12 protein-coding genes are annotated in these 14,221 nt (G+C 70.2%); 5 read left to right on the forward strand and 7 right to left on the reverse strand.

The features are described 5' to 3' along the window. Positions 1-18: 18 nt before the first annotated feature. Positions 19-507 carry a hypothetical protein gene (locus ACIBCU_RS23635; protein ID WP_362938496.1) on the reverse strand — a complete coding sequence of 163 codons (489 nt, stop codon included), beginning with the start codon at positions 505-507 and terminating at the stop codon, positions 19-21. A gap of 91 nt (positions 508-598) precedes the next feature. Between ACIBCU_RS23635 and ACIBCU_RS23640 the strand changes: the two genes are divergently transcribed. Beyond that, positions 599-790 carry a DUF6381 family protein gene (locus ACIBCU_RS23640; RefSeq protein WP_104782993.1) on the forward strand — a complete coding sequence of 64 codons (192 nt, stop codon included), beginning with the start codon at positions 599-601 and terminating at the stop codon, positions 788-790. Positions 791-888: 98 nt separating this feature from the next. Then, entirely contained in the window at positions 889-3,315 is a 2,427-nt protein-coding gene (locus tag ACIBCU_RS23645; protein WP_399233699.1) for an ABC transporter, read from the forward strand. A 21-nt stretch (positions 3,316-3,336) separates the two neighbouring features. Here ACIBCU_RS23645 and ACIBCU_RS23650 read toward each other — a convergent pair whose 3' ends face one another. Genes ACIBCU_RS23650 through ACIBCU_RS23660 form a run of 3 tightly spaced genes read right to left on the reverse strand, consistent with a single transcriptional unit; the run spans position 3,337 to position 6,738 of the window. Beyond that, the gene (locus ACIBCU_RS23650) at positions 3,337-4,083 is read right to left on the reverse strand and encodes a succinate dehydrogenase/fumarate reductase iron-sulfur subunit (protein WP_399233701.1); all 747 of its coding nucleotides are present in this window, start codon (positions 4,081-4,083) and stop codon (positions 3,337-3,339) included. Then, the gene (locus ACIBCU_RS23655; protein ID WP_399233703.1) at positions 4,080-6,029 is read right to left on the reverse strand and encodes a fumarate reductase/succinate dehydrogenase flavoprotein subunit; all 1,950 of its coding nucleotides are present in this window, start codon (positions 6,027-6,029) and stop codon (positions 4,080-4,082) included. Before ACIBCU_RS23655 ends, ACIBCU_RS23650 begins: the two co-directional genes overlap by 4 nt. Before the next feature lies 1 nt (position 6,030). Beyond that, complete coding sequence (locus ACIBCU_RS23660; RefSeq protein WP_399233705.1) at positions 6,031-6,738, reverse strand: succinate dehydrogenase; 708 nt, start codon at positions 6,736-6,738, stop codon at positions 6,031-6,033. A 96-nt stretch (positions 6,739-6,834) separates the two neighbouring features. Between ACIBCU_RS23660 and ACIBCU_RS23665 the strand changes: the two genes are divergently transcribed. Beyond that, positions 6,835-7,767, forward strand: a complete 933-nt coding sequence (locus tag ACIBCU_RS23665) for a LysR family transcriptional regulator (protein ID WP_399233708.1) — start codon at positions 6,835-6,837, stop codon at positions 7,765-7,767. A gap of 11 nt (positions 7,768-7,778) precedes the next feature. Here the strand turns inward: ACIBCU_RS23665 and ACIBCU_RS23670 are convergent, their stop codons facing one another. The 3 genes from ACIBCU_RS23670 to ACIBCU_RS23680 all read right to left on the reverse strand — a co-directional run bounded on the left by ACIBCU_RS23670 (position 7,779) and on the right by ACIBCU_RS23680 (position 11,927). After that, positions 7,779-9,953 carry an EAL domain-containing protein gene (locus ACIBCU_RS23670; RefSeq protein ID WP_362938481.1) on the reverse strand — a complete coding sequence of 725 codons (2,175 nt, stop codon included), beginning with the start codon at positions 9,951-9,953 and terminating at the stop codon, positions 7,779-7,781. Beyond that, the gene (locus ACIBCU_RS23675; protein ID WP_362938478.1) at positions 9,950-10,768 is read right to left on the reverse strand and encodes an SAM-dependent methyltransferase; all 819 of its coding nucleotides are present in this window, start codon (positions 10,766-10,768) and stop codon (positions 9,950-9,952) included. The genes ACIBCU_RS23670 and ACIBCU_RS23675 overlap by 4 nt, the downstream gene beginning before the upstream one ends. Positions 10,769-10,970: 202 nt before the next feature. Next, positions 10,971-11,927: an SCO0930 family lipoprotein gene (locus ACIBCU_RS23680; protein WP_362938475.1), complete on the reverse strand. Its 957-nt coding sequence runs from the start codon at positions 11,925-11,927 to the stop codon at positions 10,971-10,973. A gap of 766 nt (positions 11,928-12,693) precedes the next feature. Between ACIBCU_RS23680 and ACIBCU_RS23685 the strand changes: the two genes are divergently transcribed. Both ACIBCU_RS23685 and ACIBCU_RS23690 read left to right on the forward strand, forming a co-directional pair. Then, positions 12,694-13,461 (forward strand): hypothetical protein, encoded by a 768-nt coding sequence (locus ACIBCU_RS23685; protein ID WP_362938472.1) that lies wholly within the window; start codon positions 12,694-12,696, stop codon positions 13,459-13,461. 183 nt (positions 13,462-13,644) lie between these two features. Beyond that, positions 13,645-14,217: a hypothetical protein gene (locus ACIBCU_RS23690; RefSeq protein ID WP_362938469.1), complete on the forward strand. Its 573-nt coding sequence runs from the start codon at positions 13,645-13,647 to the stop codon at positions 14,215-14,217. The last annotated feature ends 4 nt before the right edge of the window (positions 14,218-14,221 follow it).

Consider the following 14,221-nt stretch of genomic DNA (forward strand, 5'->3'; position numbering starts at 1 on the left):
CACCGCGGCCGGTCGAGGTCAGGTACGCCCTTCGCGCTCCTGCGCGTCCTTCATCGACGGCGGCGCGACGGCCCACCGGGCGCGTACGACCGTGAACCCCGCCCGCTCGGCGGCGTCGCACACCAGCTCGTCGTCGTCGACGAGGACGCGCACCTCACGTTCCCGGCCCAGCCGTTCCAGGATCTCCAGCTTGGTACGGCGGGCCGGCCGCCGGTCGGCGTTGCCGCGCATGTGGACGCTGCCCTTCGGCAGCCCCTGCCGCTCCAGCCAGGCCAGCGTGTCCCTGCGGCACTTCTCGGGCCGCCCGGTCAGATAGACGACCTCGCACTCCTCGGCGCTCGCCAGCACCAGGCTCACACCCTCCTCCAGCGGGGGGTCGAGGCGTGCCGCCGAGAAGAAACCGTCCCAGTCGCGCCGCGAGCCCTCGAGGAAGTGCTGCCGGTGGCCGCTGTCGGCGAGCGTGCCGTCAAGGTCGAATACGGCCAGCGGCCGGGTCTCGTCACTCACGACGCCCACCTTAGAAGCCGCTCGAGATGCAGGCGGGGCCGGGCGCTGCTTCGCTGGTGGGGTCCGCTCCCCCACAGATCCAGGAGTGATCATGAGCGTTGCAGGTGAGTCCGGCGGCCGCGCCAAGCAGCTGCGTGCCAAGGCGCAGGAACTGAACGAGGCCGCGGAACGTGCCACCGATCCGGAGCAGCGGCAGCGGCTCCAGGACAAGGCCCGCCGCCTGCGGGAGCAGAGCGAGCAGGAGAGCTCCATGACGGACCGCGGCATGGACCCCATGGTGTAGGGCCGGCACCCCGCGCTGCCGGTGGTCCGTCCGCGTGCGGGAGGATCACCGGCAGAAGCATGCCCACCCCACCGATCCCCCACGGAGCCGCACCGCCGATGTCCACCTCCCATGATCCGTACGTCCGGGTACGCGGCGCGCGTGAACACAACCTCCGCGACGTGGACGTGGACATCCCGCGCGACACCCTCGCGGTCTTCACCGGGGTCTCGGGCTCGGGGAAGTCCTCCCTGGCGTTCGGGACGATCTACGCGGAGGCCCAGCGCCGGTATTTCGAGTCCGTCGCCCCGTACGCCCGCCGGCTGATCCACCAGGTCGGGGCGCCCGACGTCGGTGAGATCACCGGTCTGCCGCCCGCCGTGTCCCTGGAGCAGCGCCGGTCCGCGCCCGGGTCACGCTCCTCGGTGGGTACGGTCACCACGCTCTCCAACTCACTGCGCATGCTCTTCTCGCGCGCCGGTGACCATCCGCCCGGCGCCGAACGGCTCGACTCGGACTCCTTCTCCCCGAACACGGCGGCCGGGGCGTGCCCCGAGTGCCACGGCCTGGGGCGCATCCACCGCACCACGGAGGAACTGCTCGTCCCGGACCCGTCGTTGTCGGTCCGCGACGGCGCGATCGCGGCCTGGCCGGGAGCCTGGCAGGGCAAGAATCTGCGCGATGTGCTGGACGCCCTCGGCTACGACATCGGGCGTCCGTGGCAGGAGCTGGACCCGGCGGACCGCGAATGGATCCTGTTCACCGACGAGCAGCCGGTGGTGACGGTGCATCCGGTGCGCGACGCGGGCCGCATCCAGCGCCCGTACCAGGGTACGTACATGAGCGCGCGCCGCTATGTGATGCACACGTTCGCGGACTCCAGGAGCCGGACGCTGCGGGCGAAGGCGGAGCGCTTCCTGACGAGCGCGCCGTGTCCGGTGTGCGGAGGCAGCCGGCTCCGGCCGGAGGCCATGGCGGTCACGTTCGCCGGCCGCACGATCGCCGACCTCGTCGCGCTCCCCCTGACCGCCCTCACCGAGGTGCTGCTGGAGGCGGGCGGCGGGAGCGACACGGCACGGGTGCTGACGGCCGATCTGCTGGCCAGGATCGGACCGGTCACCGAGCTGGGGCTCGGCTATCTCAGCCTCGACCGTACGGCCCCGACCCTGTCGTCCGGCGAGCTGCAGCGGCTGAGGCTGGCCACCCAGCTGCGCTCGGGGCTGTTCGGCGTCGTCTATGTGCTGGACGAGCCCTCGGCGGGGCTCCACCCGGCCGACACGGAGGCGCTGCTCGGTGTACTCGGCAGGCTCAAGGAGGCGGGGAACTCGGTGTTCGTGGTGGAGCACCAGATGGATGTGGTGCGGCAGGCCGACTGGCTGGTGGACGTGGGGCCGCTGGCCGGCGAGCACGGAGGCCGGGTCCTGCACAGCGGACCTCCGGCGGACCTCGCCGGGGTGGCCGGGTCCGCCACCCGCCGGTTCCTCTTCGACGAGGAACCGGCGCAGGAGCGCGAGCCGCGGACGCCCTCGGGGTGGATCACGCTGCGCGGGGTGGACCTGCACAACGTGCGCGGCGTCGACGCCGCGTTCCCGCTGGGTGTGCTGACGGCGGTCACCGGGGTGTCGGGGTCGGGCAAGTCGACCCTCGTCGGCCAGGTCCTGGCCGGGGCACTCGCCGACCGGCGGCCGGCGGAGGCCTCGGAGGACCCTGCCGCGCCGGTGGCGTGGGACTGCGCCTCGGCGGAGGGCCTGGACGCGGTGGACCGGCTCGTGCAGGTGGACCAGCGGCCCATCGGCCGTACGCCCCGGTCCAACCTGGCCACGTACACCGGGTTGTTCGACGTCGTGCGGAAACTGTTCGCGGAGACGGAGACCGCGCGGGAGCGGAAGTACCGGGCGGGGCGGTTCTCGTTCAATGTGGCGGGCGGGCGGTGCGAGACCTGCCAGGGCGAGGGGTTCGTCTCGGTCGAGCTGCTCTTCCTGCCCAGTACGTACGCTCCCTGCCCGGACTGTCACGGCGCGCGCTACAACCCGCGGACGCTGGAGGTGACTCTTCGCGGACTCACGATCGCCGAGTTGCTGGACCTGACGGTGGAGGCGGCGGCGGAGTTCCTCGCCGGGACCCCGGCGGCCGAGCGCAGCCTGCGGGCGCTGCTCGACGTGGGGCTCGGCTATCTGCGGCTCGGCCAGCCGGCGACGGAGCTGTCGGGCGGTGAGGCTCAGCGGATCAAGCTCGCCACGGAGCTCCAGCGTGCCCGGCGGGGGCACACGCTCTATCTGCTGGACGAGCCTACGACAGGGCTGCACCCGGCCGATGTGGAGGTGCTGATGCGGCAGTTGCACGGGCTGGTGGACGCGGGGAACACCGTGGTGGTCGTGGAGCACGACATGGCAGTGGTGGCCGGTGCGGACCGGGTGATCGACCTGGGGCCCGGCGGCGGGGACCGGGGCGGCCGGATCGTCGCCACCGGAACACCGCGTGAGGTCGCCCGGGCGGCGGGGAGCCGTACGGCCGCATACCTGGCGAAGGCACTGCGGACGGGCTGACTCCCCACCGCCGGGACGGGATCAGCGGCGCACCTTGCGGTTGGCGCGCAGCCATTCCTTGTTCATCGCGGTGATCGACGGCAGCGGGATGCCCTTGGGGCAGGCCGTCGCGCACTCTCCGGTGAGGGTGCAGCCGCCGAAGCCCTCGTCGTCCATGGTGGCGACCATGTCGAGGACCCGGGTCTCCCGCTCGGGCGCGCCCTGTGGGAGCACGTTGAGGTGGTTGACCTTGGCGGAGGTGAAGAGCATCGCCGAGCCGTTCGGGCAGGCCGCGACGCAGGCGCCGCAGCCGATGCACTCGGCGTGCTCGAAGGCGGAGTCGGCGTCCGGCTTGGGCACCGGAGTGGCGTGCGCGTCGGGCGCGGTGCCGGTGGGCGCGGAGATGTATCCCCCTGCCTGGATGATCCGGTCGAAGGAGGAGCGGTCGACGACGAGGTCCTTGACGACCGGGAAGGCCGAGGCCCGCCACGGCTCGATGTCGATCGTGTCGCCGTCGTGGAAGGACCGCATGTGAAGCTGGCAGGTGGTGGTCCGCTCCGGTCCGTGGGCGTCGCCGTTGATGACGAGGCTGCACGCGCCGCAGATGCCTTCGCGGCAGTCGTGGTCGAAGGCGACGGGCTCGTCCCCGCCGAGGATGAGCTCCTCGTTGAGGGTGTCGAGCATCTCCAGGAACGACATGTCCTGCGAGATGCCGTCGACTTCGTAGGTGGCCATGGCGCCGGGCGCCTCGGCGTTCTGCTGGCGCCAGACGCGCAGGGTGAGCTTCATGCGTAGCTCCGCTGAGTGGGGTGGACGTACTCGAAGACGAGGTCTTCCTTGTGCAGGACGGGGGCGTCGCCGGTGGCGCTGAACTCCCAGGCCGCGGCGTAGGAGAACTCCTCGTCCCGGCGGGCGGCTTCGCCGTCCGGGGTCTGCGACTCCTCGCGGAAGTGACCGCCGCAGGATTCGGCGCGGTGCAGGGCGTCGAGGCACATGAGTTCGGCGAGCTCCAGGTAGTCGACGACGCGGTTGGCCTTCTCCAGCGACTGGTTGAACTGTTCGCCGGTGCCGGGCACCTTGATGCGGCGCCAGAACTCCTCGCGGATCTGCGGGATCCGGTCGAGGGCCTTGCGGAGACCCTCCTCGGTGCGGGCCATCCCGCAGAACTCCCACATGAGTTCGCCGATCTCGCGGTGGAAGGAGTCCGGGGTCCGGTCCCCGTCGACCGAGAGGAGGAGATTCAGCCGGTCCTCGGTCTCGGCGACCGCCTCGGTGACAGCCGGGTGGCCGGCGTCGATCTCCTCGGTGTGCGGATTGCGGGCCAGGTAGTCGTTGATGGTCGACGGCAGCACGAAGTAGCCGTCGGCGAGACCCTGCATCAGCGCGGAGGCACCGAGGCGGTTGGCACCGTGGTCGGAGAAGTTGGCCTCACCGATGGCGAAGAGGCCGGGGATCGTGGTCTGCAGGTCGTAGTCGACCCAGAGACCGCCCATCGTGTAGTGGACGGCGGGGTAGATGCGCATCGGCGTCTCGTACGGATTCTCCGCGGTGATCCGCGCGTACATGTCGAAGAGGTTGCCGTACTTCTCCTCGACCTTCTTCCGGCCCATGCGCGCGATGGCCTCGGCGAAGTCGAGGTAGACGCCCTGTCCGCCGGGTCCGACACCGCGGCCCTCGTCGCAGACGTTCTTCGCGGCACGGGAGGCGATGTCACGGGGCACGAGGTTGCCGAAGGCGGGGTAGATGCGCTCCAGGTAGTAGTCCCGCTCGTCCTCCGGGATCTGGTCGGCGGGGCGGTCGTCGCCCTTGGCCTTCGGGACCCAGATGCGTCCGTCGTTGCGCAGCGACTCGCTCATCAGCGTCAGCTTCGACTGGTGGTCGCCGGTGCGCGGGATGCAGGTGGGGTGGATCTGGGTGAAGCAGGGGTTCGCGAACCAGGCTCCGCGCCGGTGGGCGCGCCAGATCGCGGTGGCGTTGGAGTTCATGGCGTTGGTCGACAGGTAGAAGACGTTCCCGTAGCCACCGCTCGCCAGGACGACCGCGTCGGCGAAGTACGTGTCGATCCTCCCCGTGACGAGGTCGCGGGCCACGATGCCGCGGGCCTTGCCGTCGACGACGATCAGGTCCAGCATCTCGGTGCGGGAGTGGAGCTCGACGTTGCCGGCGGCGATCTGCCGTGAGAGCGCCTGGTACGCGCCGAGGAGGAGCTGCTGCCCCGTCTGCCCGCGGGCGTAGAAGGTGCGGGAGACCTGGACGCCGCCGAACGAGCGGTTGTCGAGGAGGCCGCCGTACTCGCGGGCGAAGGGGACGCCCTGGGCGACGCACTGGTCGATGATCTCGACCGAGATCTCGGCCAGTCGGTGGACGTTGGACTCGCGGGCGCGGAAGTCGCCGCCCTTGACGGTGTCGTAGAAGAGCCGGTGCACCGAGTCGCCGTCGTTGCGGTAGTTCTTGGCCGCGTTGATCCCGCCCTGGGCGGCGACGGAGTGGGCACGCCGGGGCGAGTCCTGGAAGCAGAACTGGACGACGTGGTAGCCCTGTTCGGCGAGGGTGGCGCCGGCCGATCCGCCTGCGAGGCCGGTGCCGACGACGATGACGGTGTGCTTGCGGCGGTTGGCGGGGTTGACCAGCTTCGCCTGGAAGCGACGGGTGTCCCAGCGGTCGGCGACGGGGCCCTCGGGCGCCTTGGCGTCGACGACGGGGTCGCCGGTGCGGTAGTTCGTGTAGTCGCTCATGTCAGCTCACCACTCCGGTCATCACGGCGACGGGCACGGAGACGAAGCCGGCCGTCAGCACCACTGCGAGGACATTGGCGAGGGTCTTCAGGACGCGGTCCCGGGTCGCGCTGCCCACGCCGAGGGTCTGCGCCGCACTCCAGAAGCCGTGCTGGACGTGCAGGCCGAGCGCGAGCACGGCGACGATGTAGATGACGTTCCCGTACCAGGTCGAGAAGGTGTCGAGCACGTTCTGGTAGGGGTGCCCGGCCTGGAATCCGCCGGTGTGCACGGTGCCGGTCGTGAGGTCCAGGATGTGCCAGACGATGAACAGCGCGAGGATGATGCCGCCGTAGCGCATGGTGCGCGTCGCGTAGCTCGCACGCGCCTTCTTGTGGACGTACGCCGTCGGGCGCGCCCTGAGGTCACGGCGGCTCAGCTGGTAGGCGGAGACGGCGTGCAGGACGACGGCCGCGACGAGGACCACGCGTATGATCCACAGCGCCCACTCGTAGTGCAGGAAGGGCTCGCCGAGGGTCCGGAGCCAGTGCGCGTAGTGATTGAACTCGCCGGATCCGAAGAAGATCTTCAGGTTGCCCAGCATGTGGACCGCCAGATAACCGAGCATGATCAGGCCGCTCACAGCCATGATCGTCTTCTTGCCGACGGACGAGTCCCAGAGCGTACGCGTCCTGGACGGCCGTCGGTCCGTCCGCGTTGCCAATGCCATGGACACGACGCTAGAGCCGAAGACCATCATCAGTCCAAGACATGAAATGACTCATCTCCATAGGAACAGACTATGGAGTTCGCTATCATCGGCCGCATGCACTTTCAGCAGCTCGCCTACTTCGTGGCCGTGGCCGAGGCCAGACACTTCACCCGGGCCGCCGAAGAGGTGCACGTCTCGCAGCCCTCCCTCTCCCAGCAGATCAAGGCCTTGGAGAACGAGCTGGGCGCCGAGCTGTTCAGCCGCGCGCGCGGCAACATCGCGCTGACCGACGCGGGCGAGGCGCTGCTGCCGCTCGCCCGCAGGATCCTGGCGGACGCGGACACCGCACGGCACGAGGTGCAGGAGCTCGTACAGCTGCGCCGGGGGCGGATCAGGCTCGGCGCCACCCCGAGCGTCTGCACGGGCCTGCTGCCCGACGTGCTGCGCGCCTTCCACGGCGCGCACCCGGGGATCCAGCTCCTGATCGAGGAGGGCGGCTCCCACGACCTCGTACGGCAGCTGGCACGGGGCGCCCTGGATCTCGCGTTGCTCGTGCTGCCCCTGCCGGCGGGCTCGCCGGCGCTCACCACGGTGGAGCTGCTGCACGAGGACCTGGTGGTGGTGTCATCGGCGTCCCGGCCCGCACCCGGGCGGAAGGGGGCCGTGCACATCGCCGATCTCGAGAACGAGCCGCTGGTGATGTTCCGGCACGGCTACGACCTTCGGGAGCTGACCGTCGCCGCGTGCCGGGCGGAGGGCTTCGAGCCCTCGTTCACGGTGGAGGGCGGCGAGATGGACGCCGTACTCGGCTTCGTACGGGCGGGGCTCGGGATCGCCGTCGTGCCCCGCATGGTCGCCGTGCGGGCCGGCCAGGATCTCCGTACGACACCGCTGGCCTCGCCGGGACTGCGGCGCACGATCGCGCTGGCGCACCGCAGCGACGTCGAACCGCCGCGCGCGGCGCGGGAACTCCAGCGGATGCTCCTGGGGGCGGGGCCGCCCGCAGCGTCCTCAGCCGTCGGCGGGCCGGGCCCGGGCGCCGGCTGAGGACGGAGCCGTCAGACCGCGTCCGCCAGCAGCAGCGCGTGGATCCGGTCCGGGGCGCCGGGGCGCGCGTAGTACCAGCCCTGGGCGGTGTCGCAGCCGAGCTGTCGCAGCTGCTCGGCCTGGGCACCGGTCTCGACACCCTCGACCGTGACCGCGAGGTCCAGGCTGTGCGCGAGCGAGACGATGCCCTCGACGATCTTCAGGTCGACCGGGTCGGCCGGGTGGTGCTGCATGCCCTGGGTGAAGGAACGATCCAGCTTGAGGATGCTCACCGGCAGGCGGCGCAGGTTCGCCAGGTTCGAGTACCCGGTGCCGAAGTCGTCCAGCGCGATGTCGACGCCCATCTCCGCCAGCTGTCGCAGCGGCTTGAGCAGATCGTCGTCCGCGCCGATCAGCGCTGACTCGGTGACCTCCAGACAGAGGGCGCCGGGCTCCAGCCCCGAGCGTTCCAGCACGTCGACGGTCTCGGCGACCAGCCTCGGGTGGTGCAGCTGCGTCGGCGAGAGGTTGACGTTGATCCGCAGAGGCCCGCCGTCGGTGTGGCGTTCCTGCCAGAAGTTCGCCTGCCGGACGGACTCCTCCAGCACCCAGCGGCCGAGCGGCACGATCAGTCCGGTGTGCTCGGCGAGCGGGATGAACCGGTCCGGGCTGAGCACGCCGTGCTGCGGATGGCACCAGCGCACCAGTGCCTCGGCTCCGTGCACGCTGCCGTCCCCCAGGTGCACCAGCGGCTGGTACTCGATGAAGAACTCGCCGCGGTCCAGCGCCGCGGGCAGCGCCGTGGTCAGCCCGTGGCGGGTGATGGCGCGGGCGTCGGCCTCGGCGTCGGCGAGCGCGAAGCGGTTCCCGCCCGCCGCCTTGGCCCGGTACATCGTGATGTCGGCGCTGCGGAGCACCTCGGCTGCGGTGCGTTCGCCCGACGGCCCTTCGACGACGCCTATGGATCCCCGGACGGTCAACTCCCGGCCGTCAAGACGGATGGGTGTGGCGAGCGCGGAGAGGATGCGTCCGGCCAGCTCGTGCACCTCGTCCTGGGTGCGCGGCCCGGTCGTGAGGGCCACGAACTCGTCACCGCCGAGCCGCGCGACCATCTCGCCGGGGGCGGTCGCACAGCTCTGCAGCCGGTCGGCTACCTCGACCAGGAGCCGGTCACCCGCCGCGTGGCCCAGGCTGTCGTTGATCGCCTTGAAGCCGTCCAGGTCGAGGTAGCAGAGCCCGAAGCGCATGTCTTCCCTGGGCGCGAGGGCCTTCTCCAGGCGCTCGAAGAACAGCGTCCGGTTGGGCAGGCCGGTGAGCGCGTCGTGGGTGGCCTCGTAGCGCAGCCGCAGATTGAGGAGCCGCCGCTCGGTGGTGTCCTCCAGGAGGGCCAGCTGGTACTCCGGCCGCCCGTCCGAGTCCCGTAGGAGCGACACGGTGAGGTTGGTCCACAGCACGGTGCCGTCGTTGCGGTAGTACGGCTTCTCGACGCTGTAGTGCTCGCGTTCACCGCGCACGAGTTCGTCGTAGTACTTCCATACGTACGGCGAGTCCTCGGGGTGCACCCACTCGTTCACCTTGTGGCTGCGGACGTGGTTCTCGAGGCCGCCGAACATTTTGGTGAGGGTGTCGTTGATCTCCAGGATGTTCCCGTCGAGGTCGGCGATGCCGATCCCGACAGCGGCGTCCTTGAACACGGCGCGGAAGCGTGCCTCGGTCGCGTGCAGCGCCTGCTCGGCGTGCGAGCGAGCGGCGAGTGCCGAGCGGGCGATCGCCTCCTGCTCGGTGAGTGTCCGCTCCCGCAGCGCCTGGGTGAAGCCTCCGGCGAGCGCGTGCTGGATCCGTGCGCACCGGGCCCGGCTGTCCTCGGTGGACAGCTCCACCGGTCCGTTGCCGCCGCAGTAGAGCACCAGGTAGGCGTCGACGACGCCGAGCGTGGAGCTGAGGGCGTCGGGATCCGTGCAGTGCGCGGCGACCAGGGAGGCTCCGACGCCGTGCGCGGGTGCCGCGTCGAAGACCCGGGCGTGAAGGATGCCGCTCAGCTCCCGGGCGAGCGGCAGCAGATGTTCCTCGAACTCCGGGCGGGACATGGAGGTGGCCGTGGACGGGAAGATCGCCCGGCTCCAGATGGTGGCGAATCTCCGGAGCCGGCCCTCGGGGCCGTCGGGTTCCGCGTCAGGCGCGCCTGACGACTGGGCGGGAATGCTCACGCCTTGCGCCCAACCCCGCCGAAGCCCGAGTAGGCGAACGGGTCTTCCTGCGCGAGCTGCTCGGGGGACTCGGGCCGCCACTCGGGCATGGCCACGAGTCCGGGCTCGACCATCTCGTACCCCTCGAAGAATCCGCTGATCTCCGTGCGCGAACGCATGATCAGCGGATTGCGGATGGTGCGGTAGACACCGACCGTCCCGCCCGCCTCCTCCTCGGTGAGCGGGATCCCCTCGTACGACGCGTGGGTCAGGACGAGCAGGCTGCCGGGGGCCAGCGCGTCGCGCAGCTCCGCGACCGCCGCGTACGGGTCGTCGGAGTCCTCGATGAAGTGGAGCACCGCCACCAGGAGCAGCGCCACCGGCTTGTCCAGGTCGAGGAGGCCGTTGATCTGCGGGTCCGCCAGGATCTCCCGGGGTTTACGCAGATCCGCGGCGGCGATGACGGCCCGCTCGTTGCCCTCGAGCACCGCCTGGCTGTGTGCGACCGCGACCGAGTCGTGGTCGACATAGGCGATCCGGGCCTCGGGGTCGGCAGCCTGGGCGACTTCGTGAACATTGCCGAAGGTCGGTATACCGGACCCTATGTCCAGAAACTGGTTGACGCCTGAAGCAGTGGCGTAGTGCACGGCCCGCCGCATAAAGGCACGATTGGCCTGCATGACCTTGGGCAGGCCCGGCATGAACTCCATGGCCTTCCGGGCCGCTTCCCTGTCCACCTCGAAATTGTGCGAACCGCCCAGATAGAAGTCGTACATGCGAGACACGCTCGGCACCGAGATGTCAATGCCTTGCGGTGCCCAGGCGGGACGCTCCATCGATGTCTCCAACAAGTCGCCACGGCGATCCGGCCATGCTCATGGTCAGTGTTGACCAGAGGCTACTGATCGACCGCCAGGAGAGCGAGTGGAAACGGAAATTAGAGATCCGTTATTGGTCACACACCGGAGGCATGTGCGGATCCGTCGCTGCGTGTGCGCATTCGGCGACGGACCGGCACCACGGGGGATCTTCCGGGCGTTACTTGGAGGCTCCGACCAGTTTCGCGTCGGGCGAGACCGCGTACCATGTGCCCCCGACGCCTTGGCCGTTGGTGTCTCCCGGCCGCGCGTCGCCGGAGAAGGTGTAGAGGGGCCAGCAGTCGAGCGATTGCTGCTTGACGCCGTCCGGACGGTCGAAGGTGACGAATCCCTTCGTGGTGACGCCTTCGACGTCATTCTTCTCCACGGGACCGACGACCGGCCACTTCTTCAGACACTCGCCCGCGCACGCGGACTTCATCGGCCACGCCGAGTCCTTCTTGAAGCGGTAAACCGTCATACCCCGCTTGTCCACGACGATGTTCCCGAGTTCCGGATCCTCGCGGACGGAAAGCCCGGCGAGGCCGGCCTGGGCACCGGCGGCTCCGTCGGCGTTCACCGCCGCTTTCTTTCCGTCCGGAGCGGCGGCGAACCATGTCCCGCCGACACCCTGCCCGTTGGCATCACCGGGCCGGGTGTCCTCGGCATAGCGGTACATGGGCCAACCCGCCACGGTCAGCTGTTTGCTCCCGTCGTCCCTGGTCACCTCTCCGATCAGCGACGCCTCGGTGCCCGCGGCCGCTTCGGCGTTCTGCGCCGGCACCGCGGGCCACGCCTTCGCACAGTCGCTCTCGCAATTCGACCTGGGCGGTTCGGCGGTGTCCTTGTCGAAGCGGTAGAGCGTGAACCCCTCGCTGTCGGTCAGCACCTTGCCCAGCTTCTTGCTGTCCCACGCCGCGAGTTGCCCGGCCTCCTTCGCCGTGCCACCCGGTGCCGCGCCGGAACCGTAGCCGCCGTCCGAGCCGTAGCCGCCGTCGGCCGGCTGCTGTGCGGGCGCGGCGTTCCCCACGGCCTGGCCGTTCGGCGACGCGGTGCCCTTCTCCTGACCGCACGCCGTCGTCAGCGCCAAGAGGGCCGCCGCCGTCACCGCGAGCGAGGCGTTCCGCCAGGTATTCATGTCGACTCCCGTTGTCCTTCTGCCGTCCGGGACGCGAGTCCGCGTCTTCCGTGGCCCTTGGTACGGGCGACGGGTACCTCTGTGTTCAACGGGAGCCCGGACACGTTCCGGCGGGCGCAAACGCGAATCGCCGAATGTCCCCTCCATCAGGCGAATCGGCTCCGTCCTCCGCGTGTTCGGCGGCTGAGGGGAACATGCTCCCCGGCGTGTACGGATCACGCATATGGCGGCTGACGGCCGCGACCCTGCTCCTGCTGCTCGCTGTCCCGCTGCCGGCGGCCGGTGACGACTGCGCCGTCGCCTCCATCGGGCAGGGGGACGGCGGCTCTTCCGTCGCCGTGGCGGGCGAGGGACGGTGCGGGGCGGTCATCGCCGAGCCCGAGCCTGAGCCCGAGCCCGAACCAGCACCTCCGCCTCCCCCACCCCCTCCAACACCGCCACCTCCACCTCCACCTCCACCCCCTCCGCCTCCACCCCCTCCGCCTCCACCGCCACCACCTCCACCGCCACCACCTCCCCCTGCACCCGCGCCGCCCGAACCGGAACCCGAACCGGAACCGGAGCCCTCGCCACCGCCTTCCACCGTGCGCCCCGCACCGCCACCCCCCGCGCCCGTCGCGCTGCCCACCTACAGAAAGCCTCCCCGCAAGACGCCCCGGACCGGGCCGTCACTGGTCTCGCTCACCCTTCTCATCACCGCGCCCGCCGTTTTCGCCGTGGCCGTACTGCGGCCCCGCTCGTCCCGCTGAACCGAAGAAGGGAACCCATGTCGGAATGGCTTGTTCTGACCATTGCGATGGCATCGGCGTGCGCCGTCGTGCTGACCATCGCCGTCCTGAGCAACAGGCGCATCGCCGAGGACGACGATCCGTCCGAGACGCCCGACGTCATCGAGTACATGACGATGATGATCGGCGTGGTGTACGCGATCGTGCTCGGCCTGGCCATCGCAGGCGTCTGGGAGGGCCGCAGCGCCGCCCAGGAGTCCGTACGCCTGGAGGCGCAGGCACTGCACGAGGTGAGCGCCCGGTCAGCGGTCTACCCGGTCGAGGTCCGCGACCGCATCCGGGCCGACGTGGACGCGTATGTGGCACATGTCGTCGGCGCCGAATGGAAGTCGATGACGGACCACGGGAATCTCACGGAGGAGGGCACCAGACTTCTCGACCGGGTGCGGGCCGACGTGACGGAGTACAAGCCGCAGACTGACCACGAAGGGCAGGCGTACCAGCCGCTGGTGGACCAGGTGGCCGCCGTCGACGACGCACGGGGGGCCCGGGGGCAGAACGCGGGCGCGACCATGCCGGGAGTCGTCTGGTTCGGTCTGATCACCGGGGCCGTGGTCACGGTCGGATTGATCTTCACGCTGCAGATCCGCAGAACCTTCCGTGAACTGCTGCTGGCGGGCCTCTTCAGCGTCCTGATCGCCTTCCTGCTCTTCCTCATCTGGGACTTCGACGCCCCCTTCGGCCGGGGCATCTCGGCGACCACAGCCCCGTTCGTCGATCTGTTCCCGCATGCCACGGGTGGATAGAGCGCGTATCTCGCTGCCTTGCCCCTCTGCCGGAGAGCCGGTCGGGGGACAAGGCTGCCCCATTCGCCTGACACCGATCGCGGGTGATAAGCGATACTTCTACCGTTTCGGTCATCGAGGCGCATTCCCATACCTCGCGGAAATCCGTTCCGCGGCTGCTCCTCGGGACCCGGAGGATTCACCATGCGCGCGATACGTGTCGCACCCGTCGCCCTGTTGGGCGCCGCCGCCTGCTTTCTGATGGCACCGGCCGCATCGGCCGATGTATTCAACGGCGGCACATCCACCTCGTTCACGCCGACCATCACTCCGTCGACGGTCGCGCCGGGAGGCCAGGTGACTCTCGGCGCCATGGGGTGCACCAGCGATGCGACCGCGTACTCGGGCGTGTTCGACACGGTCACCATCCCGAGCGGGCGGTCCGCCTCGGCCACGGTCGACCGGGACGCCAGGCGGGGCGCGGTCTACGAGGTGGCCTTCCGCTGCGGCACCACCACACGGTCCGCCAACCTGACGATCACGAGCGGCGCCACCAGTTCCCCCACGACCAGCCCCACCACGGCCCCCACGACCAGCCCCACCACTGCCCCCACGACCAGCTCCACCGCCTCTCCGAGCGGCGTGCTGGGCGGGCTCGGCGGCAGTGTCGACACGATGGACCCCGCGGAGATCGCCGCCGGTTCCGCACTGGTGGCGGCCGCTTCGGCCGGCGCCTTCTATGTCCTGCGCAAGCGCCGCACCGCTCGCCAGCACTGACAGC

The organism is Streptomyces sp. NPDC051064 (assembly GCF_044455985.1).
In the GTDB taxonomy this organism is placed as follows: Bacteria; Actinomycetota; Actinomycetes; order Streptomycetales; family Streptomycetaceae; genus Streptomyces.

Bases quoted from the DNA above. Each gene is read 5' to 3' on its own strand.
- ACIBCU_RS23665 (WP_399233708.1), top strand. From the start codon at position 6,835: ATGCACTTTCAGCAGCTCGCCTACTTCGTGGCCGTGGCCGAGGCCAGA.
- ACIBCU_RS23650 (WP_399233701.1), bottom strand. From the start codon at position 4,083: ATGAAGCTCACCCTGCGCGTCTGGCGCCAGCAGAACGCCGAGGCGCCC.
- ACIBCU_RS23655 (WP_399233703.1), bottom strand. From the start codon at position 6,029: ATGAGCGACTACACGAACTACCGCACCGGCGACCCCGTCGTCGACGCC.
- ACIBCU_RS23660 (WP_399233705.1), bottom strand. From the start codon at position 6,738: ATGGCATTGGCAACGCGGACGGACCGACGGCCGTCCAGGACGCGTACG.
- ACIBCU_RS23645 (WP_399233699.1), top strand. From the start codon at position 889: ATGTCCACCTCCCATGATCCGTACGTCCGGGTACGCGGCGCGCGTGAA.
- ACIBCU_RS23675 (WP_362938478.1), bottom strand. From the start codon at position 10,768: ATGGAGCGTCCCGCCTGGGCACCGCAAGGCATTGACATCTCGGTGCCG.
- ACIBCU_RS23685 (WP_362938472.1), top strand. From the start codon at position 12,694: ATGTCGGAATGGCTTGTTCTGACCATTGCGATGGCATCGGCGTGCGCC.
- ACIBCU_RS23680 (WP_362938475.1), bottom strand. From the start codon at position 11,927: ATGAATACCTGGCGGAACGCCTCGCTCGCGGTGACGGCGGCGGCCCTC.
- ACIBCU_RS23640 (WP_104782993.1), top strand. From the start codon at position 599: ATGAGCGTTGCAGGTGAGTCCGGCGGCCGCGCCAAGCAGCTGCGTGCC.
- ACIBCU_RS23690 (WP_362938469.1), top strand. From the start codon at position 13,645: ATGCGCGCGATACGTGTCGCACCCGTCGCCCTGTTGGGCGCCGCCGCC.